The sequence below is a fragment of the Pseudomonas sp. FA-1 genome, from assembly GCF_056856075.1.
In genome coordinates this window covers 681,499-706,041 of the sequence record NZ_JBWXTH010000001.1, presented here as the reverse complement: position 1 = coordinate 706,041, position 24,543 = coordinate 681,499, and the positions used below count along the sequence as shown (strand labels likewise).

Annotated in this window: 22 protein-coding genes; 11 read left to right on the top strand and 11 right to left on the bottom strand. The window is 61.3% G+C overall.

Annotated features, from left to right (window positions below; translation table 11 throughout):
• Window positions 1–146: 146 nt before the first annotated feature.
• The 4 genes from AC1MHZ_RS03255 to arsJ all read left to right on the top strand — a co-directional run bounded on the left by AC1MHZ_RS03255 (window position 147) and on the right by arsJ (window position 3,631).
• Complete coding sequence (locus AC1MHZ_RS03255) at window positions 147–503, top strand: metalloregulator ArsR/SmtB family transcription factor (RefSeq protein WP_084855273.1); 357 nt, start codon at window positions 147–149, stop codon at window positions 501–503.
• Between the two features lie 138 nt (window positions 504–641).
• On the top strand, window positions 642–1,358 hold the full coding sequence (gene arsH / locus AC1MHZ_RS03250) for an arsenical resistance protein ArsH (protein WP_324816314.1): 717 nt from the start codon (window positions 642–644) through the stop codon (window positions 1,356–1,358).
• Window positions 1,359–1,390: 32 nt separating this feature from the next.
• Window positions 1,391–2,395 carry an ArsJ-associated glyceraldehyde-3-phosphate dehydrogenase gene (locus AC1MHZ_RS03245; protein WP_465001596.1) on the top strand — a complete coding sequence of 335 codons (1,005 nt, stop codon included), beginning with the start codon at window positions 1,391–1,393 and terminating at the stop codon, window positions 2,393–2,395.
• Between the two features lie 9 nt (window positions 2,396–2,404).
• Complete coding sequence (gene arsJ / locus AC1MHZ_RS03240; protein WP_084855276.1) at window positions 2,405–3,631, top strand: organoarsenical effux MFS transporter ArsJ; 1,227 nt, start codon at window positions 2,405–2,407, stop codon at window positions 3,629–3,631.
• Between the two features lie 66 nt (window positions 3,632–3,697).
• Here the strand turns inward: arsJ and AC1MHZ_RS03235 are convergent, their stop codons facing one another.
• The 3 genes from AC1MHZ_RS03235 to lpdA all read right to left on the bottom strand — a co-directional run bounded on the left by AC1MHZ_RS03235 (window position 3,698) and on the right by lpdA (window position 7,165).
• Entirely contained in the window at window positions 3,698–4,618 is a 921-nt protein-coding gene (locus tag AC1MHZ_RS03235) for an alpha/beta hydrolase (protein WP_324816310.1), read from the bottom strand.
• Window positions 4,615–5,553 (bottom strand): choline ABC transporter substrate-binding protein, encoded by a 939-nt coding sequence (choX, locus tag AC1MHZ_RS03230; protein ID WP_368828725.1) that lies wholly within the window; start codon window positions 5,551–5,553, stop codon window positions 4,615–4,617. The genes AC1MHZ_RS03235 and choX overlap by 4 nt, the downstream gene beginning before the upstream one ends.
• A gap of 211 nt (window positions 5,554–5,764) precedes the next feature.
• Complete coding sequence (gene lpdA, locus AC1MHZ_RS03225; RefSeq protein ID WP_084855279.1) at window positions 5,765–7,165, bottom strand: dihydrolipoyl dehydrogenase; 1,401 nt, start codon at window positions 7,163–7,165, stop codon at window positions 5,765–5,767.
• 209 nt (window positions 7,166–7,374) lie between these two features.
• Between lpdA and cfaB the strand changes: the two genes are divergently transcribed.
• Entirely contained in the window at window positions 7,375–8,559 is a 1,185-nt protein-coding gene (gene cfaB / locus AC1MHZ_RS03220; protein ID WP_084855280.1) for a C17 cyclopropane fatty acid synthase CfaB, read from the top strand.
• A 1-nt stretch (window position 8,560) separates the two neighbouring features.
• Here the strand turns inward: cfaB and cls are convergent, their stop codons facing one another.
• Complete coding sequence (cls, locus tag AC1MHZ_RS03215; protein ID WP_324818324.1) at window positions 8,561–10,000, bottom strand: cardiolipin synthase; 1,440 nt, start codon at window positions 9,998–10,000, stop codon at window positions 8,561–8,563.
• Between the two features lie 127 nt (window positions 10,001–10,127).
• Here cls and AC1MHZ_RS03210 point away from each other — a divergent pair, with 127 nt between their 5' ends.
• Complete coding sequence (locus AC1MHZ_RS03210) at window positions 10,128–10,655, top strand: DUF3617 domain-containing protein (RefSeq protein WP_224457461.1); 528 nt, start codon at window positions 10,128–10,130, stop codon at window positions 10,653–10,655.
• 3 nt (window positions 10,656–10,658) lie between these two features.
• Here the strand turns inward: AC1MHZ_RS03210 and folE2 are convergent, their stop codons facing one another.
• A complete protein-coding gene (folE2, locus tag AC1MHZ_RS03205) occupies window positions 10,659–11,546 on the bottom strand; it encodes a GTP cyclohydrolase FolE2 (protein WP_482966005.1) in 888 nt (295 codons plus the stop codon).
• A gap of 112 nt (window positions 11,547–11,658) precedes the next feature.
• Here folE2 and zigA point away from each other — a divergent pair, with 112 nt between their 5' ends.
• Complete coding sequence (gene zigA, locus AC1MHZ_RS03200) at window positions 11,659–12,861, top strand: zinc metallochaperone GTPase ZigA (protein ID WP_084855284.1); 1,203 nt, start codon at window positions 11,659–11,661, stop codon at window positions 12,859–12,861.
• A gap of 79 nt (window positions 12,862–12,940) precedes the next feature.
• A complete protein-coding gene (locus tag AC1MHZ_RS03195; RefSeq protein WP_482966004.1) occupies window positions 12,941–13,909 on the top strand; it encodes a CobW family GTP-binding protein in 969 nt (322 codons plus the stop codon).
• Here the strand turns inward: AC1MHZ_RS03195 and AC1MHZ_RS03190 are convergent, their stop codons facing one another.
• Window positions 13,910–14,302 (bottom strand): DUF3301 domain-containing protein, encoded by a 393-nt coding sequence (locus AC1MHZ_RS03190; protein WP_416767482.1) that lies wholly within the window; start codon window positions 14,300–14,302, stop codon window positions 13,910–13,912.
• Window positions 14,303–14,419: 117 nt separating this feature from the next.
• On the opposite strand from AC1MHZ_RS03190, the gene pdxY reads away from it, so the two are divergent.
• On the top strand, window positions 14,420–15,292 hold the full coding sequence (gene pdxY / locus AC1MHZ_RS03185) for a pyridoxal kinase PdxY (RefSeq protein ID WP_084855287.1): 873 nt from the start codon (window positions 14,420–14,422) through the stop codon (window positions 15,290–15,292).
• 41 nt (window positions 15,293–15,333) lie between these two features.
• Here pdxY and AC1MHZ_RS03180 read toward each other — a convergent pair whose 3' ends face one another.
• Window positions 15,334–15,819, bottom strand: a complete 486-nt coding sequence (locus tag AC1MHZ_RS03180; RefSeq protein ID WP_084855288.1) for an acyl-CoA thioesterase — start codon at window positions 15,817–15,819, stop codon at window positions 15,334–15,336.
• 322 nt (window positions 15,820–16,141) lie between these two features.
• Between AC1MHZ_RS03180 and AC1MHZ_RS03175 the strand changes: the two genes are divergently transcribed.
• Entirely contained in the window at window positions 16,142–17,902 is a 1,761-nt protein-coding gene (locus AC1MHZ_RS03175; protein ID WP_084855289.1) for a cation:proton antiporter, read from the top strand.
• 178 nt (window positions 17,903–18,080) lie between these two features.
• Here the strand turns inward: AC1MHZ_RS03175 and AC1MHZ_RS03170 are convergent, their stop codons facing one another.
• The 4 genes from AC1MHZ_RS03170 to zwf all read right to left on the bottom strand — a co-directional run bounded on the left by AC1MHZ_RS03170 (window position 18,081) and on the right by zwf (window position 23,497).
• Window positions 18,081–18,488: an SMI1/KNR4 family protein gene (locus AC1MHZ_RS03170; protein ID WP_084855290.1), complete on the bottom strand. Its 408-nt coding sequence runs from the start codon at window positions 18,486–18,488 to the stop codon at window positions 18,081–18,083.
• Between the two features lie 230 nt (window positions 18,489–18,718).
• Window positions 18,719–19,567: a Tim44 domain-containing protein gene (locus tag AC1MHZ_RS03165; RefSeq protein ID WP_084855291.1), complete on the bottom strand. Its 849-nt coding sequence runs from the start codon at window positions 19,565–19,567 to the stop codon at window positions 18,719–18,721.
• A gap of 190 nt (window positions 19,568–19,757) precedes the next feature.
• On the bottom strand, window positions 19,758–21,944 hold the full coding sequence (uvrD, locus tag AC1MHZ_RS03160; protein WP_416767480.1) for a DNA helicase II: 2,187 nt from the start codon (window positions 21,942–21,944) through the stop codon (window positions 19,758–19,760).
• A gap of 86 nt (window positions 21,945–22,030) precedes the next feature.
• Window positions 22,031–23,497 (bottom strand): glucose-6-phosphate dehydrogenase, encoded by a 1,467-nt coding sequence (zwf, locus tag AC1MHZ_RS03155; protein ID WP_084855419.1) that lies wholly within the window; start codon window positions 23,495–23,497, stop codon window positions 22,031–22,033.
• Window positions 23,498–23,601: 104 nt separating this feature from the next.
• Between zwf and hexR the strand changes: the two genes are divergently transcribed.
• The gene (hexR, locus tag AC1MHZ_RS03150) at window positions 23,602–24,468 is read left to right on the top strand and encodes a transcriptional regulator HexR (RefSeq protein ID WP_043209971.1); all 867 of its coding nucleotides are present in this window, start codon (window positions 23,602–23,604) and stop codon (window positions 24,466–24,468) included.
• Window positions 24,469–24,543: the final 75 nt, after the last annotated feature.

The following is a 24,543-nucleotide window of genomic DNA, read 5'->3' as shown; positions in this document are numbered from 1 at the left end:
TCGTCCCCCAGGACGCCTACCTGGCGGGACGACAGTGCTTTGTCGATCAAATGTGGCATCCGTTGCGCCGCCGATCTTCGCGGGCTTTCCTATACATATGAAAAAACGTATATTCGGGAAAACATATGTATTCAGAGCATCCCGTAATGACTGACTCACTGACACCTACCACGGTCTTCAAATGCCTCGCCGACGAGAACCGCGTGCGGATGATGCTGCTGATTGCGCGCGAGGAAGAGCTGTGCGTCTGTGAATTGATCTGTGCCCTGGAAGAAAGCCAACCCAAGGTTTCCCGCCACCTCGCACAACTTCGCACCTGCGGCTTGCTGGCAGACCGCCGCCAAGGCCAGTGGGTCTACTATCGGCTGCATCCACAGCTGCCCGTCTGGGTTCGGGACGTCCTGACGGTGACGCTGGAGGCCAATCGCGAATGGCTGGGCTCCATCTCCAGGCGATTGGACCTGATGGGGGATCGTCCTCAGCGCGTCGCCACTTGCTGCTGACCATCGTCAAGAAATCAATGTTTGCTGCTGTCACTGCAACACAGGGGGAAGTCTGCGTAAGGATTCCCCTGGTTGCCTGATGGCCCAACCGTCACTGATTCGATCAACCCTATGGAACCCTCCCCCAGGAGTGATTGCATGACCGAACACCACATCCCCAACATCGACAGCAAACTCGTTGACCTGCCGACGGCCGACAAGCTGGCAATTGAACAGGTGTCCACTCACAAGCCACGCATCCTCCTTCTATACGGATCGACCCGCGAACGCTCGTTCAGCCGTCTGCTGACAGAGGAAGCCGCACGCCTGCTGGAGCACTTCGGTGCGCAGACTCGGATCTTCAACCCGTCTGGCCTGCCTTTGGCGGACGACGCTCCGGACGACCATCCGATGGTCAAGGAGCTGCGTGACCTGGTGCTCTGGTCCGAAGGCATGGTCTGGTGTTCACCTGAACGCCACGGCGCAATGACCGGCGTGTTCAAGTCGCAGATCGACTGGATTCCGTTGAGCATGGGCGCCGTGCGGCCGACCCAGGGCAAGACCCTGGCAGTGATGCAGGTGTGCGGCGGTTCGCAGTCGTTCAACGTCGTCAACCAACTACGTGTGCTGGGCCGTTGGATGCGCATGTTCACTATCCCTAACCAGTCGTCAGTGCCCAAGGCCTACCTGGAGTTTGACGAAGCGGGCCGCATGAAGCCGTCTCCGTATTACGACCGCGTCGTCGATGTCATGGAAGAACTCGTGAAATTCACCCTGCTGTTGCGCGACCGCGCCGACTATCTGGTCGACCGATACTCCGAACGCAAGGAATCGGCACAAGAGCTGTCGAAGCGCGTTAATCAACGATCCATATGAACGCTCGCTAATCGCATCTTGAGAACAAGAACATGGCTATCAAAGTAGGTATCAACGGATTTGGGCGTATCGGTCGCTTAGCGCTTCGCGCGTCTTGGGAGTGGCCAGAATTCGAGTTCGTGCAGATCAATGATCCGGCTGGAGATGCCGAGACCCACGCCCACCTGATCAACTTCGACTCGGTCCACGGGCGCTGGCACCGTGAAGCACGTGCGCAAGGCGACTCGGTGGTGATCGACGGCAAGCGCATCAAGATCACCGCGCACAAGATGATCGCTGATACCGACTGGTCGGGTTGTGACCTGGTCATCGAGGCCAGCGGCAAGATGAAATCGGTGGCCGTGCTCCAGGCCTACCTGGACCAGGGCGTTAAACGCGTGGTGGTTTGTGCGCCGGTGAAGGAAAAGGGCGCGTTGAATGTGGTGATGGGGGTCAACCAACACCTGTTCGAGCCGGCGCAGCACCGGATCGTTACCGCTGCGTCCTGCACCACCAACTGCCTGGCGCCAGTGGTCAAGGTCATTCACGAGAATCTGGGCATCCGCCACGGCTCGATCACCACTATCCACGACCTGACCAATACCCAGAGCATTCTGGATACGCCACATAAGGATCTGCGTCGCGCCCGGGCCTCAGGCATGAGCCTGATCCCTACCACCACAGGTTCAGCCACCGCGATCGCCGAGATCTTCCCCGAGCTACGCGGCAAACTGAACGGTCATGCCGTGCGCGTACCGTTGGCCAACGCCTCGCTGACCGACTGCGTGTTCGAAGTGGAGCGCGCGACCACCATCGAAGAGGTCAACGCCCTGCTCAAAGCGGCAGCCGAAGGCCCCTTGAAGAACATCCTGGGCTACGAGGAACGTCCACTGGTGTCCATCGACTATCGCACCGATCCACGGTCCTCCATCATTGATGCGCTGTCGACGCTGGTGGTGAACGGCTCCCAGGTGAAGATCTACGCCTGGTACGACAACGAATGGGGCTATGCCAACCGTGCAGCGGAGTTGGCTCGACTGGTCGGTATGGCGGAGTAAGCAGCGATCATGAAGGCGTTGTCAGCCCTGTCTTCGGAAGTGCGTCAGTACCTGCTCGTTACCGGCAACTATTGGGCCTTCACCCTCACCGACGGTGCATTGCGCATGTTGGTGGTATTGCACTTCCATACCTTGGGCTACACGCCGCTGCAGATCGCGGCGCTGTTCCTGTTCTATGAGATTTTCGGTGTGATCACCAACTTGGTGGGCGGCTACCTCGGCGCCCGCCTGGGGCTAAATCGCACCATGAACATCGGCCTTGGCATGCAGGTCGTCGCCCTACTAATGCTCACGGCACCAGCAGCCTCGCTGACGGTGCCGTGGGTAATGGCCGCCCAGGCGCTGTCCGGTATCGCCAAGGACCTGAACAAGATGAGCGCCAAGAGCTCCATCAAGCTCCTGGTGCCGGACAGCCAGCAAGGCACCCTCTACAAATGGGTAGCCATCCTGACGGGCTCGAAAAACGCGCTCAAAGGCGTGGGCTTCTTCCTCGGGGGAGCACTGCTTGCGCTGCTCGGTTTCACCCAGGCGGTACTGGCCATGGCGGCGGTGCTGGCCCTGATCTGGATCGGCAGTCTGATCCTACTGAAAAAGGACTTGGGCAAGGCCAAGGCCAAGCCGAAGTTCCGCGACATGTTGTCCAAGAGCCGGGCCATTAATATCCTCTCGGCTGCACGGCTGTTTTTGTTCGGTGCGCGGGATGTTTGGTTCGTCGTGGCACTGCCGGTTTACCTGAGCACTGCGTTTGGCTGGGATTTCTGGCTGGTCGGTGGTTTTTTGGCTGTCTGGATCATCGGCTATGGCATTGTGCAGTCGTTTGCCCCTTCTATTACCGGCAAGAAACGTGGCCACGTGCCCGACGGCCGAGCGGCCTTTATGTGGGCGCTCGCCTTGGCTGGTTTGCCTGCGCTGATCGCCTTGGGTCTGATTGCCGGCGGGTCGGCTCCGGTGATACTGCTCGGCGGGCTGATGCTTTTTGGCGTGTTGTTTGCGGTGAACTCATCGCTGCACAGCTATTTGATTGTCAGCTATGCCAAGGAAGATGGGGTGTCGTTGGATGTGGGGTTCTACTATATGTCTAACGCGTTGGGGCGGCTGATCGGCACGCTCCTGTCGGGCTGGGTGTTCCAGGCTCACGGGCTGCTGGCCTGCCTCTGGATCTCCACAGCCTTTGTTCTCCTGGCTGCGCTGATTTCAATCGCATTGCCAAGGCATACCAGCCTGGTCACAGGCTAGCGAGTCAGGTTTCACGGATGTCGAGGCCCCCAATAAATAGTAGGCCACCACTCGGTATCGCGACGGTTAAGTCATCCTACCTGCCAGCATCTCGAACAACGCCTCGTACAAGCGATCCACTTCCGGCAAACCCCTTGCCCGCAAGCACCCATGTACCAGGCCGTGGCCTGGAAAATAATCCACAGCCACCCCATCGCCACGTAGCCGCTCGGCATACAGTCGCCCATCGTCACGCAGTGGATCGAACTCGGCGACGCTGATAAAGGCTGGCGCCACCCCGTGCAAATCGCGCGCGCGCAATGGCAATGCCAGAGAACTCCCGGTGGGTTCGGGCAGGTATGCGTCCAGGCACGCCTGCAGGTCCTCGCTGGACAACAGCGGGGCGTCCGCACACGCATGACGGGAGACGGTGTTTTCGTCTCCTAGGGCCGGGTAGATCAATACCTGGGCGCAGGGCTGCTGCTCATCGGCATCCCGTAACGCCAGGCACAGGGCCGCGGCAAGGTTGCCACCGGCGCTGTCGCCGACCACAGCCATGCGCGCGCAGTCCACAGGCTCGCCGACAAGGCCATTACGCAGTGCATGCCAGGCCGCGAGGCTGTCCTCCAGTGCGGCGGGGAAGGGATGTTCCGGTGCTAGCCGGTAATCCACCGCGACTACGAGCAAACCCAGCCGTGTGACCAGTTCTGCACAGAAGAACGCGTGCGAATCGAGGCCGCCGAGCATCCAGCCGCCTCCATGCAGGAACAGCACGGTGGGCCAACCGCCCGGCGGCGCCGGGCGGGCTGGGTAGAACAACCGCAACGGTGGCAACTGGGCACGCTTCAGGTCGCGTACCTGCACGCCCGCCGGGGCTGGTGGGGTGAAGGCCGCTGCCATGCGCGAATAGGCCGCGCGTTGAGCGGCGAGCGACGAGTCGGCCACGGCGAAGGCGCGGGTGCGCTCGATGAAGGCCGTCATGCCGGCCGACAGGGGGTATGGGGTCATTGCTGGCTGGCGACCAGCGTCGCGTCGGCAGGTTTGCCATCGAAGGTGGTCACCCCGGCGAGCCAGGTCGATACCTGCTCAGGGTGGGCCTTGAGCCAGGCGCGGGCGGCCTCCAGCGGCGCGGTGCGGTCCAGGATGGGTTCCATCACCTGGCTGACGCCCTCGCTGGTGAAGCGCAGATTGTGCAGCAGCTTGGCAACGTTGCCGCACTGCTGCTGGTAGCCGGCGGCGGTCATGATCGAGACCGTGGCGGAACCTTCGTTTGGGCCGAACGCATCGTCGCTGCCGGAGAGGTATTTCATGTCGATCTGCAGGTTCATCGGGTGTGGTTTCCAGCCGGCGAACACCACCCATTTCTGCTGATTGACGGCGCGCTTTACCGCCGTGAGCATGCCGGCCTCGCTGGACTCCACGCCCTGGAAGCCTTTGAGGCCGAACTTGTCCTGGTCGATCATCTGCTGGGTGATGCGGTTCATGCCGCTGCCCGGTTCGATCAGGTAGATCCGGTTGTTCAGCTTGTCACGGAACCTGGCGATATCGGCGAAGGTCTTCAGGCCTGCGTCATAAGCGTAGGCGGGGACGGCATAGGTGGACTGCGCATCGCTCAAGGTGGCTGGGCTGATGACGTCGATCTGCTGCTTGTCGAGGTAGGGCTTGGCTACCGATTGCATGGTCGGCTGCCAATAGCCGAGGAAGATGTCGAGGCGTTTCTCGGCCATGCCGGCGAGGATGATCTGCTGCGAGGCGCTGGTCTGCTTGACCTTGTAGCCCAGGCTGTCGAGCAGGGCCTCGGCCACTGCGCTGCTGGCGACCACATCGGTCCAGTTCACCGAGCCCATGCGCACATTCTGGCAGGCGGCCGGCTCGGCGGCCCAGGTACCGCTGGCAACGCTCAACAACGCAGCGCAGGTGGCCGCTGTGATCGATCGCTTCATGACTTCTCCCTCGGGACGTTATCGTTGTTATGTCGTGGGGCCCCGCGCAGCGGTGGCTGTCGCTCACGTTACGGGCAGCCTGAAATAAAAAATCGCACTGTGGCGACTCGCAGTTGCACGGTGGCGACCCTGGAAACCTTAGCCGAGCAGGAAAAAAAGAAAGGGCGAACACCTGTGTTCGCCCTTTTGATGCAACCTCGTTTCGATGCGATCAGATTTGCATGGCCATGCCATCCACGTTCATCGCAGCCTGGCGCAGTGCCTCGGAGCGGGTCGGGTGAGGGTGGCAGGTGAGGGCGATGTCCTCGGCCGAGGCGGAGAACTCCATGGCCACGCAGAACTCGCCGATCATCTCGCTCACGCTTGGGCCCACCAGGTGCACGCCCAGCACCTCGTCGGTATTGGCATCGGCGATGACCTTGGCGAAACCTTCGGTTTCATGGTTGATCTTGGCGCGGCTGTTGGCGGTGAAGGGGAACTTGCCGACCTTGTAGGCGCGGCCTTCGGCCTTGAGCTGTTCTTCGGTCTTGCCGACGCTGGCCAGTTCCGGGCGGGTATAGATGACGCCTGGGATCAGGTTGTAGTTGACCTCGTGGGCCTTGCCGGCGATACGCTCGATGCAGGAGACCGCCTCGTCCTCGGCCTTGTGCGCCAGCATCGGGCCGGACGTGACATCGCCGATCACCCAGATGCCTGGCACCGAGGAGCGGTGATGCTCGTTGGCCAGCATGCCGCGCTTGTCGGTTTCAAGGCCGACGCTTTCCAGGTTCAGGCCCTTGGTGTAAGGGCGCCGGCCGATAGCCACCAGCACGTAGTCGGCCTGCAGGGTTTCGGCCGCGCCGCCGGCTGCAGGTTCCAGCGTGAGGCTGACGCTGTCGGCCGATGGGGTGGCCTGGGTCACCTTGCTGCCGAGCTTGAAGGCCATGCCTTGCTTGGCCAGGGCTTTTTGCAGCGTCTTGGCGGTTTCCTCGTCGATACCGGGGCAGATACGGTCCAGGTATTCGATCACGGTCACTTCGGCACCCAGGCGGCGCCACACCGAGCCCAGTTCCAGGCCGATCACGCCGGCACCGATCACCACCAGATGCTTGGGTACCTGGGGCAGCGACAGGGCGCCGGTGGAGTCGATGATGCGCTGGTTATCGATGGTCACGCCCGGCAGCGGGGTGGGTTCGGAGCCGGTGGCGATGACGATGTCCTTGGCCTGCAACGTAGTCTCGCTGCCGTCCTCGGCCTTGACGATGACCTTGCCGACGCCGTCGAGGCGGCCCCAGCCCTTGACCCAGTCGACCTTGTTCTTGCGGAACAGGTATTCGATGCCCTTGGTCAGGCCGGTCACGCTTTCGTCCTTCTGCTTCATCATCTGGGCCAGGTTGAGCGTCGGCTTGACCTCGATTCCCAGGTGGGCGAACTCCTCGCCGGTGGCCGCTTCGTAGAGCTCCGACGCATGCAGGAGCGCCTTGGATGGCATGCAGCCGACATTCAAGCAGGTGCCGCCGAGGGTCGAGCGACCCTCCACGCAGGCGACGCTCATGCCCAGCTGACCGGCGCGGATCGCTGCGTTGTAGCCACCGGGGCCGCCGCCAATGATCACCACATCATAGGATTTCATGGGTTTACTCCAGGAGTGAAGAAGCGCAAGAGGGCCACAAGATTAGTCTGCACGAGGAAAGTTGTATACAAAAATGCCTTCAATTTGTTTCGGATGCTTCTAGACCAAGGTCTGCATTCACGGAAACTTCCCACGAATGAACTACCCTGTTCCCGGTGACGTCCCAATTAGAGGCGCGACGTCTGGAAAAATGAAAGGGAGGGTCATTCATGCTTGCGCAACTTCCACCTGCGTTGCAGAGCTTGCACTTGCCTTTGCGTCTGAAGCTGTGGGACGGCAACCAGTTCGACCTGGGGCCGAGCCCGCAGGTCACCATCCTGGTCAAGGAGCCTCAGCTGATCTCCCAGCTGACCCATCCGAGCCTGGATGAACTGGGTGCCGCCTTTGTCGAAGGCAAGCTTGAGCTCGAAGGCGATATCGGGGAAGTCATCCGGGTCTGCGACGAGCTCAGCGAAGCCTTGCTGGAGGACGAAGACGAAACACCCCCTGAGCGTACCGCGCATGACAAGGACACGGACGCTAAAGCCATTTCCTACCACTATGACTTGTCCAACGAGTTCTACCAGCTCTGGCTCGACCAGGACATGGCCTATTCCTGTGCCTACTTCCGCGAACCGGACAACACCCTCGACGAGGCCCAGCAGAACAAGTTCGACCACCTGTGCCGCAAACTGCGCCTGCAGGCCGGTGACTACCTGCTCGACGTGGGCTGCGGTTGGGGTGGGCTGGCACGGTTCGCCGCGCGGGAGTACGGTGCCAAGGTGTTCGGCATCACCCTGAGCAAGGAGCAGCTGAAACTGGGCCGCCAACGGGTCAAGGAAGAAGGGTTGGCCGATCAGGTCGACCTGCAGATCCTCGACTACCGCGACCTGCCCCAGGATGGCCGGTTCGACAAGGTGGTGAGTGTCGGTATGTTTGAGCACGTCGGCCATGCCAACCTCGAGCTGTATTGCCAGAAGCTGTTCGGTGCCGTGCGCGAAGGCGGCCTGGTGATGAACCATGGCATCACGGCCAAGCACGTGGATGGGCGCCCGGTAGGGCGGGGGGCGGGCGAGTTCATCGACCGCTATGTCTTCCCCCATGGCGAGCTGCCGCACGTGTCGATGATCAGTGCGCGTATCTGCGAAGCGGGGCTTGAAATCGTTGACGTGGAAAGCCTGCGCCTGCACTACGCCAAGACCCTCAACCACTGGAGCGAGAACCTGGAGAACCAGCTGCACAAGGCAGCTGCCCTGGTACCGGAGAAGACCTTGCGCATCTGGCGCCTGTACCTGGCCGGCTGTGCCTATGCCTTCTCCAAGGGCTGGATCAACCTGCACCAGATCCTCGCGGTCAAGCCTTATGCAGACGGGCACCACGACCTGCCTTGGACCCGCGAAGACCTCTACCGTTAACTCAAAGGATCGGCGATATCAGCCGCGCGATACGCATCCCGAGCCGTTGCAGGCGATGCGTATCGCGGCTGTCGTCAGCACTGATCTCCCTGGCCTCTTCGAAATCCTTCAGCAACATGGCCTCGACCTGGTCGGCGAAGGTGCGGTCCACGGTCAGCAGTGTGATCTCGAAATTCAACCGGAATGAACGGTTATCCAGGTTGGCACTGCCGATCGCACTGACCTCGTCATCCACCAGCACCACCTTCTGGTGCAGGAACCCTGGCTGGTAGCGGAACATTCTTACACCAGCACGTACCGCCTCGAACGCGAACAGGCTGGAGGCAGCGTAGACGATACGGTGGTCCGGCCGTGCCGGAATGAGGATGCGCACATCGACCCCGCGCAGCACCGCCAGGCGCAGTGCCGCGAATACCGCTTCGTCGGGGATGAAGTAGGGGCTGGTGATCCATACCCGGCGGGTGGCTGAGTGGATAGCTTCGAGGAAGAACAGCGCACAGGTTTCCTGGGCGTCGGCCGGGCCGCTGGCCAATGCCTGACACAGCACGCCGTTTTCCGGGTAGGTGTCGGGCAGGATCAGTGGCGGCAATTCACGCGTGGCCCAATACCAGTCCTCGGCAAACGACTCCTGCAGGCAGGCCAGCACCGGGCCGCTGACCTGGACATGGGTGTCGCGCCAAGGCGATAGCCGGGGATGTTCGCCGAGGTATTCGTCACCGACGTTGTGTCCACCCAGAAAGCCCAGCAAGCCATCGACCACCACGATCTTGCGGTGGTTGCGGAAATTGACCTGGAAGCGGTTGAACCAGCCACGGCGCGTGGCGAAGGCATGGATCTGCACCCCTCCATCGCGCAGGGCCTGGCTATAGCTGGCCGGCAGCGCATGGCTGCCCACCCGGTCGTACAGCACATAGACGCGCACCCCCTCGGCGGCCTTGCGCAGCAATAGCTGTTGCAGCTTTCGGCCGAGGGTGTCGTCATGGATGATGAAGAACTGTACCAGGACCGCCTGGCGTGCCTCGGCAATGGCGGCGAAGATCGCGTCGAAGGTGGCCTTGCCGTTGATCAGCAGCTTCACCTCGTTGTTCGCCAGGCAGGGCATGGGCCCGAGCTTGGGCATCGCGCGTAGGGCGGCATAGCTCAGCGACTCGCGCGCGGTCAGCGCTTCCTCAACCCAGGGCCGCCAATTGAGGTTGGCCATGGCCACGTGCATTTCCTGGTTGGCCTGGCGCCTGGCCTGGATGTAGGCATAGAAGGAGCGAGCACCGAAGACCAGGTAGGGAATCAGCGTGAGGTAAGGGATGAAGAACAGCGACATGGCCCAGGCGATCGCGCCCTGGGCGGTGCGTACGGTGAATACGGCATGCAGCGCGGCGACGATGCCGAGCAGATGAATCAGGCCGAGTACATAGCCGAAGAAATAGGGGCTGTGGTAGTCCATACGCATCCTGCTTGCTGAGAGCACTGGGATAACAGAGCATGTTCCAGGCCCGCCTTGCAACCCGGAAGCCGAAATGGCGTCTAAGGCTCAACCGGCCAGTAGCCGGTCTTTCGAGGAGCATTCATCCATGAAGATTCGTCTGCCATTGTTGGCCCTGGCATTGGGCCTGGGTGCGCCATTGGTGCAAGCGCAGATGCTGCAACCGGGCTTGTGGGAACTGACCACCAGTAACATGCAGGTCGATGGCAAGCCGTTACCCAATATGGAGTTCATGCTCGGGCAGCTGAAGAACTTGCCACCGGAGCAGCGAGCCATGATGGAAGGGGTATTGGCCAAGCAGGGGATCACCCTGGCGGGAAAAGGCGTGCGTTCGTGCCTCACGCCTGAGCAGGTCAAGACTGATGACATCCCCTTGCAGGACCCTCAGTCCGGCTGCACCCAGAAGATCACCGAGCGTACGGGCAACGTATGGAAGTTCCAGTTCAGCTGCCCACGAGCCCAAGGTAACGGTCAGGCAACCTTCCTCAGCGATCGAGAATTCCTGACCCAGGTCAGCGGTACCTTCAATGCCTCAGGTGTACAGCAGCAGGGCAGCATGAACACCCGGGCCGTTTGGCTGGGCAGTGATTGTGGTGCGGTAAAGCCACGCACCTGAGCATCACCAGCGGTATTGGCTGGCAGCAACCGCATCGTGGGCATGCAGGCTTTCTGCATGTTCCACACGCAGGCTGAAGCCAGCCGTCCATTCCACTCCACGCAACGCCTGGTGCAGCCGTCGCGCGGCGTCCTCGCAGAACATCAAGTTCTGGCCATTGGCCAAGGCGAATGCCTGTTCATCGGCGCGCTTTACCGCGGTCTGCACGGCTGTGCCCAAGGCTGCCTCGATGGTGTCGATCAGTTCGGTAATCGGCAGTTGAGCTAGGTTATCCCGTAGTTGAACGCGGACATGTGCTTGGCTGCGCTGGCTGTGTGGCGTGGCGACGATGCCCTGGTTGCTGCCCAGCCATTCCAACATTGCGGCTTGGTCGGGCATTTGCGTGGGGAAGTCGGTGAGAAATTGCTGTTGAATCAGCTGCCGGGAAAGCGCGGCGGAGCAAGGGCAAGTGGATGAATACGGCACCACAACGGATAGTTCCACGTGGAACATTTCATATTCGACCTTCGCATCGAGGGTAACGGGATAGCTCTTCCAACCCGCCAAGGGGCTGACCAAGGCTGGCCGTTTCAGTAGCTGATCGAACCGTAGGCTCACGTAGGCTGCAGAAGACAACCCCTCATGGGTCGAGAGGAAGTCGGCCAGTAATCGGCGTAACGACAACGGATTCAGCTCGGCCTGCTCGAGGGCTTCCAGCGCCAGGTACAGGCGCGACATATGTATCCCCCGTGAAACACCATCTTCCAGATTGACGCCGACGTCTGCTTGCCCGCAGAGAACGCGGCCTTCATAGCGCAACGGCAACGCGATGCCCTGCATGCCGACCCAGTTCAGGGGAAGGGTATGAGGTTGGGTCTGGGTGGCGATATCGGGAAGGGTCAGGCTGGTCATCTTGGCGATCCTGGTGAATGCAGCAGCGGCGCACGGGCTTGGCGAAATTGTATTGTTATAATATAACGTATGCAATGCATCGCTTCGAATGCCTTTGCCCGATGAGGTTCCCATGCCCAACCGTCTCCCTGTCACCGTGCTGTCCGGCTTCCTGGGCGCCGGCAAGAGCACCTTGCTCAACCATGTACTGCGCAATCGCGAAAACCTACGGGTGGCCGTGATCGTCAATGACATGAGCGAAATCAACATCGACGCCAGCGAAGTACAGCGCAACGTCAGCCTCAACCGGGCGCAAGAGAAGCTGGTGGAAATGAGCAATGGCTGTATCTGCTGCACCTTGCGCGAGGACTTGCTCGAGGAAGTGGCGAAGCTGGCGCGGGAAGGGCGTTTCGATTACCTGTTGATTGAGTCCACCGGTATTTCCGAACCCCTCCCGGTGGCCGAAACGTTCACTTTCCGTGACGAGCAGGGGCGCAGCTTGTCCGACATGGCGCGCCTGGACACCATGGTCACGGTCGTCGACGGCCTCAACTTCCTGCGTGACTACCAGGCCGCCGACAGCCTGGCCAGCCGCGGCGAAACCCTGGGCGAGGAGGATGAGCGATCGATCACCGACCTGCTGGTCGAACAGGTGGAATTCGCCGATGTGCTGCTGCTCAGCAAGATCGACCTGATCAGCCAGCATGAACGTGAAGAGCTGATGGCTATCCTGCGCAGCCTCAATGCCCGGGCGCAGATCATCCCCATGGTCATGGGCCAGGTGCCTCTGGAGCGCATCCTCGACACCGGCCTGTTCGACTTCGAACAGGCGGCCCAGGCCTCTGGCTGGCTACAGGAATTGCGTGGCGAGCACGTGCCGGAAACCGAGGAATACGGGATTGCAGCCACCACTTGGCAAGCTCGTCGGCCTTTTCACCCTGAGCGCTTCCACGACTTTATCCACAGGGAGTGGACCAATGGCCGCTTGCTGCGTTCGAAGGGGTTCTTCTGGCTGGCCAGCAAGTTCCAGGAGGCAGGCAGTTGGTCACAGGCCGGTGGCATGATGCGCCATGGCATGGCAGGACGCTGGTGGCGCTTCGTTCCACGAGAGCACTGGCCACAGGACGAGGAGAGTACTGCCGCGATCCTCAAGCATTGGGCAGTCGAAAGCGGTGATTGCCGGCAAGAGCTGGTATTCATCGGGCAGAACGTCGACTTCAAACAGTTATCCACAGAACTGGAAGCGTGTTTGTTGACCGACGAGGAAATGGCGTTGGGCGAAATGGCCTGGCTTCGTTTCAACGACCCTTTCGGGCCTTGGTATGAGGTGGCTTGAGCCTGTGGATATCGAGGACGCTTGACGGGCTTGACCGAAGGGGCATAGTGGGGCGACCGCTTTTTCCAGGCACTTTCCCATGCTGCAGAACATCCCTACCCACGTGATCGCAGGCCCATTGGGCGCGGGCAAGACCAGCCTGATACGTCAGCTGTTGGCCCAGCGCCCGTCGAATGAACGATGGGCGGTCCTGGTCAACGAGTTCGGCCTGGTGGGCCTGGATGCGGCGCTTTTGAGCCGTGACAACGAGGGTATTGCCATTGGTGAAGTCGCCGGTGGCTGCTTGTGTTGCGTCAATGGCATGCCGTTCCAAGTCGGCCTGGGGCGTTTGCTGCGCAAGGCCAGGCCCGACCGCTTGTTCATCGAACCGTCCGGGCTTGGCCACCCGGTGCAGTTGCTTGACCAGCTCCGGCAGGCCCCGTGGTCAGGTGTGCTGGCAGTGCAGCCGCTGCTGATGGTCCTGGATACCCAGGCCTTGGCACGTGGCGAGCCATTGCCGGAAGCACAACAGACGGCCTTGGCGGCAGCCGGAGTGCTGGTCCTCAACAAATCGGCGTCTGTGGATGAACAAAACCGCCTGTTGATAAGTGCTCGACTGCCCCATTTGCCAGCCTATTGGACAGAGCATGGGGCATTTGCGTTGGATCATCTACCGAGCAGCGCTCTTGCACTAACAGAATCTGTGGATAAATCACCGGTGGATGAACCTGCGCCCGCCTTGAACGTGCTTTGGCCCGATCCACGGCAACCTATCTGTCTCGCTCAGGCCGGGGAGGGGGGATGGAGTATTGGTTGGCGCTGGCACCCTACGCAGCGTTTCGACTCGGGCCGCTTGGAGCGGTTTCTGCAAGCCTGGCGGTGGCGACGGGCCAAAGGTGTTATCCACAGCGCGATTGGCTGGCAGTCGTTCAACGCCCTCAACGGCGAGGAACTGAGCTGGCAGGCGAGCGAATGGCGCAAGGACACGCGGCTGGAACTGATCTTCGACCAGCCCCAGCCGCTGGACACCTTGAAGGCCGCGTTGGCTGCCTGCTGCCTGGATGACTGATCAGTTATGCCAGCGGTTGTGTTCCTGGCGCCACTGCTGCATTTCGATGACGTTGTCCGACCTGGGTGGCGACTTGATCTCGAACGGGTAGGGTGCCAGTTCGATCTGCAGGGTGTGGGCGCCGAATTGGGTGACGGTACCCGGATGGCGTTGCTCGCCGGTGACGGTGAATTCGAACCCATAGATACGAGCCAGGCGCTTGCGCCCGTTGGCGTCGCGTACGAACCCGATGCGCTTGAGCGCGACGTTATCGTCGAGCAACTCGAGGTCGAGCTTGGCGCAATGCTGCTTGACCCGCGCGAGCGCCTTCTCGCGTAGCCCGTGGTTGTGCCATAACCAGGCGCCGGCGGCGGCTACCACCATCAGGACGAACAGGTTCTCCAGGGTCAACATTTGCTTATGCTCCAAACAGGTCGGTCCAGCTTAACTGTGTCCCTGGCCTGTCGTACAGGTGGCAATCGGGTTCATACTGCGCGCCGCATACTTTTGAAACAGCTTTGGAAAATTCGCATGAAACGTACACCGCATCTGCTTGCCATCCAGTCCCACGTGGTCTTCGGCCATGCCGGAAACAGCGCGGCGGTGTTCCCCATGCAACGGGTCGGCGTGAATGTCTGGCCACTCAATACCGTGCAGTTCTCCAACCATACCCAGTATGGCCAGTGGGCCGGCGAAGTGCTTGCTCCAGCGCAAATACCTGCGTTGGTGGAAGGCATCTCCAACATCGGCGAGCTGGGCCACTGCGACGCGGTGTTGTCCGGATACTTGGGCAGTGCCGAACAAGGGCGTGCGATCCTGGCGGGTGTGCAGCGGATCAAGGCGGTGAACCCCAGGGCGCTGTACCTGTGTGACCCGGTCATGGGCCATGCGGAAAAAGGCTGCATCGTCCCAGAGGAGGTGAGCGAGTTCCTCCTCGACGAGGCCGCTTCGGTGGCGGACATCCTCTGCCCGAACCAGCTCGAGCTGGACAGCTTCTGTGGCCGCAGGGCCCAGTCCCTGGAAGATTGCGTGGCCATGGCTCGCGGCCTGCTCGAACGTGGGCCGAAGGTGGTGCTGGTCAAGCACCTGGCCTACCCGGGGCGCGCGGAGGATAGCTTCGAGATGCTGCTGGTTACCGGCGAAGGCTGCTGGCATCTGTGCCGCCCGCTGCTGGCCTTTCCGCGCCAGCCGGTAGGCGTGGGTGACCTGACCTCGGGGCTGTTCCTGGCTAGGGTATTGCTGGGCGAGAGCTGGGTCCAGGCCTTCGAGTTCACCGCTGCGGCTGTGCATGAGGTGCTGCTGGAAACCCAGGCCTGCGCCAGCTACGAACTGCAGCTGGTGCGGGCTCAGGATCGTATCGCCCACCCGCGCGTGCGCTTCGAGGCGCAACGTTTGGCGATCTAGGTCTCTCCAGCTGCTGCTTGTCCTTGCAGATTCGGCAGGGATTAGATGGAGTCGGTCTTGAGGTTCTGGTAGCGCTGCTCCAGTTCCTGGCGGATCTGCCGGCGTTGCTGGCCCTGCAGGAAGCGGCGTTTTTCCTCGCTGGTTTGCGGCTGGCGTGGTGGTACCTGTACCGGGCGGCGGTTGTCGTCGACCGCGACCATGGTGAAGAAACAGCTGTTGGAGTGGCGCACGGAGCGCTCGCGGATGTTCTCGGTCACCACCTTGATGCCCACTTCCATCGAGGTATTGCCGGTGTAGTTGACCGAGGCGAGGAACGTCACCAGCTCGCCGACATGCACGGGCTCGCGGAAGATCACCTGGTCTACGGACAACGTCACCACATAGGTGCCGGCATAGCGGCTGGCGCAGGCGTAGGCGACTTCGTCGAGGTACTTGAGCAGAGTGCCGCCATGTACGTTGCCCGAGAAATTGGCCATGTCCGGGGTCATCAGGACAGTCATCGTCAACTGGGCGTTTCCAGGTTCCATAGTGTGCTCACGGGTTGGTTGCGCTGAAACGGGGCGGGTATCTGCAGACACTTCTGTTTCCCCTCAATGTGGTTTCACATTCTGGTACGGGACGTCGGCCGAAGCGCCATCGTCACGCGAATCATGCCATCGCTGGCGACGAAATCGCCGATCTGTTTCTGCATATTGCATTGGCTTTCCGCACACAGGCGCGATGTTAACCTGAGCGAGCCCATGCAACTTGGGCTTTCCTGCATTGAAACAGTATGTACTTGCTGCTCGCTCGGGTTTGCCTCGGCAGAGGAGCGGTCTGCCCCGGCAACGAGAAAAGGAGTCCCTCGCCATGCATGCCATCAGCTTCATTCAGGACCTGGCCGTGATCATGCTGGTGGCCGGGGTAGTCACCATTCTTTTCCACCGTTTCAAGCAACCTGTCGTGTTGGGCTACATCGTCGCCGGCTTCATCATCGGCCCGCACACACCACCTTTCGGCCTGATCCACGATGAAGACACCATCAAGACCCTGGCTGAACTCGGGGTGATTTTCCTGATGTTCTGCCTGGGCCTGGAATTCAGCTTGCGCAAGCTGTTCAAGGTCGGCGCCACGGCGTTCATCGCGGCCTTCCTGGAAATCGTCCTGATGATCTGGATCGGCTTCGAGATCGGCCGCTGGTTTGGCTGGAACACCATGGACTCGCTGTTCCTGGGCGCGATCCTGGCTATTTCCTCGACCACCATCATCGTCAAGGCGCTCAACGACCTGAAGATGAAGCACGAGCGCTTCGCTCAATTGATCTTCGGTGTGCTGATCGTGGAGGACATCCTTGGCATCGGCATCATTGCCCTGCTATCAGGTATCGCGGTCAGCGGCACGGTCAGTTCGGGCGAGGTGTTTTCTACAGTGGGCAAGCTGTCGCTGTTCATGATCGTCGCCCTGGTCATCGGCATCCTGCTGGTGCCACGGCTGCTGGCCTACGTGGCGAAGTTCGAAAGCAACGAGATGCTGCTGATCACCGTGTTGGGCCTGTGCTTCGGCTTCTGCCTGTTGGTGGTCAAGCTCGAGTACAGCATGGTCCTGGGGGCGTTCCTGATCGGCGCGATCATGGCCGAGTCCCGGCAATTGCTGAAGATCGAGCGCCTGATCGAACCGGTACGCGACCTGTTCAGTGCCATCTTCTTCGTGGCCATCGGCCTGATGATCGACCCGCGCGTGCTGGTCGACTACGCCTGGCCGATTGCGGTAATCACCCTGGCGGTGGTGCTGGGCAAAATGCTGTCATGCGGCATGGGTGCTTTTATCGCCGGCAACGACGGGCGAACCTCGTTGCGCGTGGGGATGGGCCTTTCGCAGATCGGCGAATTCTCCTTCATCATCGCGGCCCTGGGCATGACTTTGCAGGTCACCAGTGACTTCCTTTACCCGGTTGCGGTGGCTGTTTCGGCAATTACGACGCTACTCACGCCCTACCTGATTCGCGCCGCCGATCCCTTGTCGCTGAAGCTCGGCAAGGTGGTGCCCGCTCGGCTGGCACGGGTGTTGTCGCTTTACGGTGAATGGCTGCGCAGCATCCAGCCTCATGGGGAAGGCGCCATGGTGGCTGCGATGATCCGGCGCATCCTGTTGCAGGTGGGTGTGAACCTGGCGTTGGTGATCGCGATCTTCTTCAGTGGCGGTTATTTCGCTGAGCGTATCGGCACCTGGCTCATGGAATGGGTCGGTGATATCAGCCGGCAGAAGGCGTTGATCTGGGGCGCCGCGCTGTTGTTGTCGCTGCCGTTCCTGATTGCTGCCTACCGCAAGCTCAAGGCGCTTTCGATGTTGCTGGCCGAACTGGGCGTAAAGCCAGAGATGGCCGGGCGGCATACCCAGCGTGTGAGACGAGTGATTGCCGAGGTGATTCCGTTGTTGTCGCTGTTGGTGATCTTCCTGCTGCTGTCCGCGCTTTCGGCGAGCATCCTGCCGACCAACGAGCTCTTGCTGGTGATCGCAGTGGTAGCGGCAGTCGTGGTGGCGTTGCTGTGGCGTTGGTTCATCCGGGTTCATTCCCGCATGCAGATCGCCCTGCTGGAAACGCTGGACAACAATCGTGACCAAACCCATTGAGGGGGAGGGCTTTCTGCGCTTGATTTGATCGAAGTCCGAGGGGATGGAGCGGTAGCGACGCGGCCAAGCGCAGAAAGCCAGGCGATTCTACGTGGAGTGGTGGCTAAGAGCCATGCTTGGCATGTAGGCAAAGCCTACAAAGACTGTAGGCTTTTGCTGGCCATGTGCAGCGCAGGTGTCAGCTTTCCAGCCAGACATCCCTGGCCCAATGCCAGACAGACTCCCAGTTGTCTTCGGCGATGGCTTCTTCATCGCCATCCCACAGGACCACGGTACCGTCTTCCTCGACACAGTAGTAGTTGTCGCCGTCCTGGCACAGGGGGATCAGGTCTCGGGGCACGCCCGCATCCCAGGCGTTTGCAGCAACGTCAGGCAGGTACGTGTGTGACTGCGGATCGGTGACGGTGACAGGTTCCAGGCTGCCATAGACCACATCGCTGACGGTCAGCAGAAATTCCTTGAACACGAAGGGAATATTGATGAACAGCTGCTCTTCGATCTCTACCAGCAAGTCCTCGTCTGGCAGCTCCAGCGGCACGGGGACTGGCTCATTGGCTTCCCGGAGTTGTTCGATCACTTCTTCCACGGCTTACATCCTCTGACCTTGATGACAACGCTGCGCGTTATACCCTAGTAGGCCAGTCTGCCAAAAGCAAAAACCCCGGGCAGGGGCGGAAACAAAAAGCTTGGGGCCGCTTTGCGGCCCTATCGCGGGACAAGCCCGCTCCTACAAGAACGGTGCAACACCGAACGCCTGGAGCGGGCTTGTCCCGCGATAGGGCTGCAAGGCAGCCCCAATATTTGCCAGACGAAGAATCAGCCGTTCTGGCGGATACCGGCGAGCAGCCAAGGCTGGTTCTCGCCCTGTGCACGCTCCATATGCCAGCTTTCGCTGAACGCTTCGCCCTGGTCGAAGCGCGAGGTCTTCGAAACGCCGTGGAAGGTCAGGGTCGCGATGGTCTTGTCGGCGCGGTCATCGACGCCTTCGAGCTGCACATCGAGGTTGTCGATGTAGGTGGATTGGAAGCCATCACCCAGGTCGGCACGCTCGCGCTTGAGGAACTCGAGCATCTGCGGGGTGACGAACTCGGCAATCTTGTCCATCTCGTTGGCATCCCAGTGCTGCTGCAGCGACATGAAGTGGCTGCGTGCGGCGCTCAGGAAGTTCTGCTCGTTGAACCAGGCCGGTGCGTTGATCACCGGTGCGGCGGCAGGCGCTGCGGCGCCACCGAAGACCGACGGTTGGGCTGGCTGGGCATGGCTTTCACGCTGGTAGGGTGCGTGGCCGGCGGCCGCGTGCTGCGGCTGCTGCTGACGACGACGCGCGGCGATGAAGCGGAACACCAGGAAGGCGATCAGGCCCATGATCAGGAAGTCGAGGATCTGCATGCCCTGGAAGCCGTCGCCCATGAACATGGAGGCCAGCAGGCCGCCCGCGGCGATACCGGCCAATGGGCCCAGCCAGCGCGAAGCACCGCTGGCGGCGGCCGGAGCGCGGCCAGGGGCGGTCGGCGCGGCGGCCGGCGTGGTTGGCGTAGCCTGGCGGGTCTGGTGGATAGGCGCGGAGCCCGAGCTCTTGCCGCCGCCGAAACGCTTGGCGTTGGCATCCAGGCTCAGCGTCAGGCCGACGCACAGCGCCAGTACGATGCTAAGAAAACGTTGCATAGATGGGATTTCCCCTGTGGGTGGATTGCACGCGCGTCATGTTGCACAGGTTGTTGTGCACATGACCAGCGCCATAATGTTTCCATCTTTTGCCTGATGGGCCTGTACCCAAGCCCATTCAGTGCATAGGACCTTTCGTCAGTGGACGAAAGAAAAGTCTACAAGCGACTGGAAGCCCTTGCGTCCGGTATCAGATCGCTTCCAGTTTGGCGTAACCCAGCATCAGCCACTTGCTGCCCTCGACGAAGTTGACCTGCACCCGTGCCTGGGCACCCGAGCCTTCGAAATTGAGGATCACGCCCTCACCGAACACCGAATGCTGCACCCGCTGGCCCAGGGTGAAGGCCGTTTGTGGAATGTTGGCGTTGGCGAACAGGCTGCTTGAGCTGGTCTGGTTACCGCCGAAGGGGCGGCTGACGCTATTGGACAGGCGCACTTCCTGTACCAGCCCTGCCGGAATTTCCCGTACGAAACGCGACACCTTGTTATAGGTTTCGCTGCCATACAGGCGACGAGTTTCGGCGTAGGTCATGATCAGCTGGCGCATGGCCCGTGTGATGCCCACGTAAGCCAGGCGACGTTCCTCTTCCAGGCGGCCGGGCTCTTCCAGGCTCATCTTGTGAGGGAACAGGCCTTCTTCCATGCCTACCAGGAACACATAGGGGAACTCCAGGCCCTTGGCGCTGTGCAGGGTCATCAACTGCACGCTGTCTTCATGTTCGTCCGCCTGGGCATCGCCGGCTTCCAGGGAAGCATGGCCGAGGAAGGCCGACAGCGGCGAAAGGTCGGCATCCTCTTCGCTGGTCTCGAAGTTGCGCGCGGCGCTGACCAGTTCCTCGAGGTTTTCTACCCGGGCCTGGCCTTTTTCGCCTTTTTCTTCCTGGTGATAGATGATCAGGCCGGACTGCTCGATGACGGTCTGGGTCATCAGGTGCAGCGGCATGTCCAGGGTCTTGGCAGCCAGGTTTTCCATCAGTTCGATGAAGGCGCCCAAGGCGCTTGCCGCGCGGCCTTTCAAGGCTTTGGCGGCGAGCAGCTGGCACATCGCCTCCCACATCGAAAGCTGGCTGTGACGAGCGTGGTCACGGATGGCTTCGACGGTTTTCTCGCCGATGCCACGCGGCGGCACGTTGATCACCCGCTCGAGGGCGGCATCGTTGCCGCGGCCCTCGAGCAGGCGCAGGTACGCCATGGCATTCTTGATTTCGGCGCGCTCGAAGAACCGTTGGCCACCGTAGATGCGATAGGGAATGCGTTCGCGCAGCAGGGCTTCTTCCAGTACCCGCGACTGGGCGTTGGAGCGATACAGGATGGCGATGTCGTTGCGCGCATTGCCTTGCCTGATCAGGCTCTCGATCGTCTCGACCACATAGCGTGCTTCGTCGTGTTCGTTATAGGCGGCGTACAAAGTCAGCGGCTCGCCTTCGCCCATGTCGGTCCACAGTTCCTTGCCCAGGCGCCCGCTGTTGTTGGCGATCAGGGCGTTGGCCGCCTTGAGGATGCCACCGGTGGAACGGTAGTTCTGCTCCAGGCGGATCAGCTCGGCATCAGGAAAATCGGCCGTGTACTGGTGAATGTTCTCGATCTTGGCTCCGCGCCAGCCATAGATCGACTGGTCATCGTCGCCCACGGCCATCAAGCTGCCGCCGTTCTGGCCAGCCAGTAGGCGCAGCCAGGCGTACTGCACGGCGTTGGTGTCCTGGAATTCGTCCACCAGCAAGTGGCGGAAGCGTCGTTGGTAGTGCTCGAGCAGCCCAGGGTGGTCGCGCCACAGGTCCAGGGCGCGCAGCAGCAACTCGGAGAAATCGATGACCCCGGCACGTTCACAGGCTTGCTCGTAGGCTTCGTAAATACTGCGCATGGTGCCCAGGAACAGGTCGCCGCCGGCCTGGATATGCTGCGGGCGCAGGCCTTCGTCCTTCTGCCCGTTGATGAACCACTGGGCCTGGCGGGCCGGCCAGCGCTGCTCGTCGAGGCCAAGCTCGCGAATCACCCGCTTGACCAGGCGCTGCTGGTCGTCGCTGTCGAGAATCTGGAAGTTCTGCACCAGGCGCGCTTCCTGCCAATGCGCACGCAACAGGCGGTGCGCAAGGCCGTGGAAGGTCCCGACCCACATGCCCGCGGGGTTGATGCCCAGCAGTTGCTCGATCCGCTGGCGCATTTCGGCGGCGGCCTTGTTGGTGAACGTCACCGACAGGATCGAATGCGGCGAAGCCTGCTCGACCTGGATCAGCCAGGCGATGCGGTGCACCAGCACGCGGGTTTTACCGGAACCGGCGCCAGCAAGCACCAGCTGACGCCCAAGCGTGGCCGCGACGGCCTGGCGTTGGGCATCATTGAGGGAGTTCAACAGGAGGGAGAGGTCGTCTGTGTGCATCCGGCCATTCTAGGGCCAAGCCGGTTAAGGGACAAACACCTACTGTATGAATATTCACCTTCTGGTGTTGTCGCTCATCGGGTCGCTCATGACGCCCGGTCGGCGGTTGGGCTTCGATACCACTGGTTGCCATGCCTGGCCAGCAAACTGTTGGCCTGCTCTGGCCCGTTGCTTCCGGCAGCGTAGTGGCGAGGAGGCTGGAAGTGCTCCTCCCAGCCCTTGAGGATCGGGTCGATCCAGGCCCAGGCGGCTTCCACTTCGTCACGTCGCATGAACAGCGTCGAGTCCCCTTCGAGCACGTCCAGCAACAAACGCTCGTAGGCTTCCCAGCGGCGGGTCTGGCCGAACACCTGGGCCAGGTTCAGGTCCAGCTCGACCGGCGCCAGGCGCATGCCTTTGCCCGGGCTCTTGGTCATCATGCGCAGGCTGATGCGCTCCTCGGGCTGCAGCTGGATCAGCAGCTGGTTGACCTGGCCGCCGTTGAACAACTCGTGTGGCACCGGTTTGAATTGGATGACGATCTGCGATGAGCGCCGCGCCATGCGCTTGCCGGTACGTAGGTAGAAGGGCACGCCGGCCCAGCGCCAGTTGTCGATATGCGCGTGCACGGCGACGAAGGTCTCGGTGTCGCTGTCGTTGTCCACATCCTTTTCGAAGTAGTAGGCCGGCACTTCCTGGCCGCCGATGTGTCCGGCGCCATACTGGCCGCGCACGGTCTTGTCCTGCACGTCCTGGCCGGTTATCGGCTTGAGCGCCCGCAGGATCTTCACCTTTTCATCACGCACCGCCTCGGCGTCGAATTGGGCCGGTGGCTCCATGGCTACCAGGCACAACAGCTGCAACAGGTGGTTCTGCAGCATGTCACGGGTCGCTCCCGCGCGGTCGTAGTAGGCGCCGCGGTTCTCCACGCCCAGGGTTTCGCACACGCTGATTTGTACATGGTCGACCTGGCTATTGCGCCAAACCGGCTCCAGCAGTGCATTGGCAAAACGCAGTGCCATGAGGTTCTGGACTGTTTCCTTGCCCAGGTAGTGGTCGATGCGAAACACCTGGGTCTCGTCGAATACCGCACCAATGGCTTCGTTGATCGCCGTGGCCGACTCCAGCGAGTGGCCGATGGGCTTCTCCAGCACGATGCGTGCTTCGCTGTCGGCAAGGCCGGCGATGCGCAGGTGGTTGGCGATGGGCACGAACAGGTTGGGTGCGGTGGCCAGGTAGTAGATGCGGGCCAGCCCTCCAGGCTCGCCCAGGTAGCGTGCAAGGCGCACGAAATCGGCGCTTTGCAGGGCATCCATGGCGAAGTAGTCCAGGCGCGCACAGAAGCGCCGCCAGACATCTTCCTCGAAATCGTTGCGGGCGATCTGGGCCCGACAGTTACGTTCGGCGAGCTTGAGATACTCGTCCCGTGGCAGGTTGCGCCGGGCCAGGGCGATGATCCTCACGGCGTTGTGCAGGCGGCTCTCGCGATACAGGTGATAGAGCGCCGGCAGCAGTTTGTGCAGGGCCAGGTCGCCCGTACCACCGAATACCAGGATGTCGCAAGGAATAGTCAAAACCACCACTCTCCACGTTCGTTTAGCTGGGCGGGTCGCGGGTCTTGTAGTATAACTACAAGAAAGCTACATCCCGGCCAGCCGATCATAACCGAGTCCAGCCTGTGAATCTGTTGCAACATATCGCCCAATCGCGCCATTTGCTGCGCAAATCGGAACTGAAAGTGGCCGACCATGTGCTGCTCGATCCGGCTGCCGTCATGCACAGCTCCATGGCCGACCTGGCTCACAGCGTTGGGATCAGCGAGCCGACCATCGTACGTTTTTGCCGGGCGATCGGTTGTTCGGGCTTCCAGGACCTCAAGCTCAAGCTGGCGCAGAGCCTGGCTGCTGGCGCCAGTTTCGGGCAGTTCGCGATCCATGAGGACGACTCGGTCGCCGACTACAGCCTGAAGATCTTCGATACCACGCTACATACCTTGATGGAGGTGCGCGAACACCTCAATCCCCAGGCCTTGCAACAGGCGGTAACCGCCATGGCCCAGGCCCAGCGCGTGGAGTTCTATGGCTTTGGTGCATCCGGTGCGGTGGCGGCCGATGCCCAGCACAAGTTCTTCCGCCTGCTGCTCAGTGCCGCGGCCTATTCCGATCCGCACATGCAGGCCATGTCTGCGGTGACGCTCAAGCCTGGCGATGTGGCGGTGTGCATTTCCCAATCGGGCCGCTCCAAGGACCTGCTGATCACGGCCAACCTGGTGCGTGAAAGCGGGGCCAACCTGATCACCCTGTGCCCGAGCCAGACGCCGTTGGCTGAATTGTCCACCGTCAACCTGGCCATCGATGTGCATGAAGATACCGAGATCTACACCCCGCTGACCTCGCGTATCGCTCATCTGGTGGTGATCGACGTGCTGGCGATGGGCGTGGCCATGGCCCGCGGGCCGAGCCTGGTCAACCACCTCAAGAGCGTCAAGCGCAGCCTGCGCAGCCTGCGGCTGTCGCCCAAGTCGATCAAGGCTACCGACGACTGATCGCTGTAGCCTGTGCTGGCGCTTTCGCGGATAAACCCGCGAAAAGGCAGTATAGGCAGTGAAAATTCACGATTC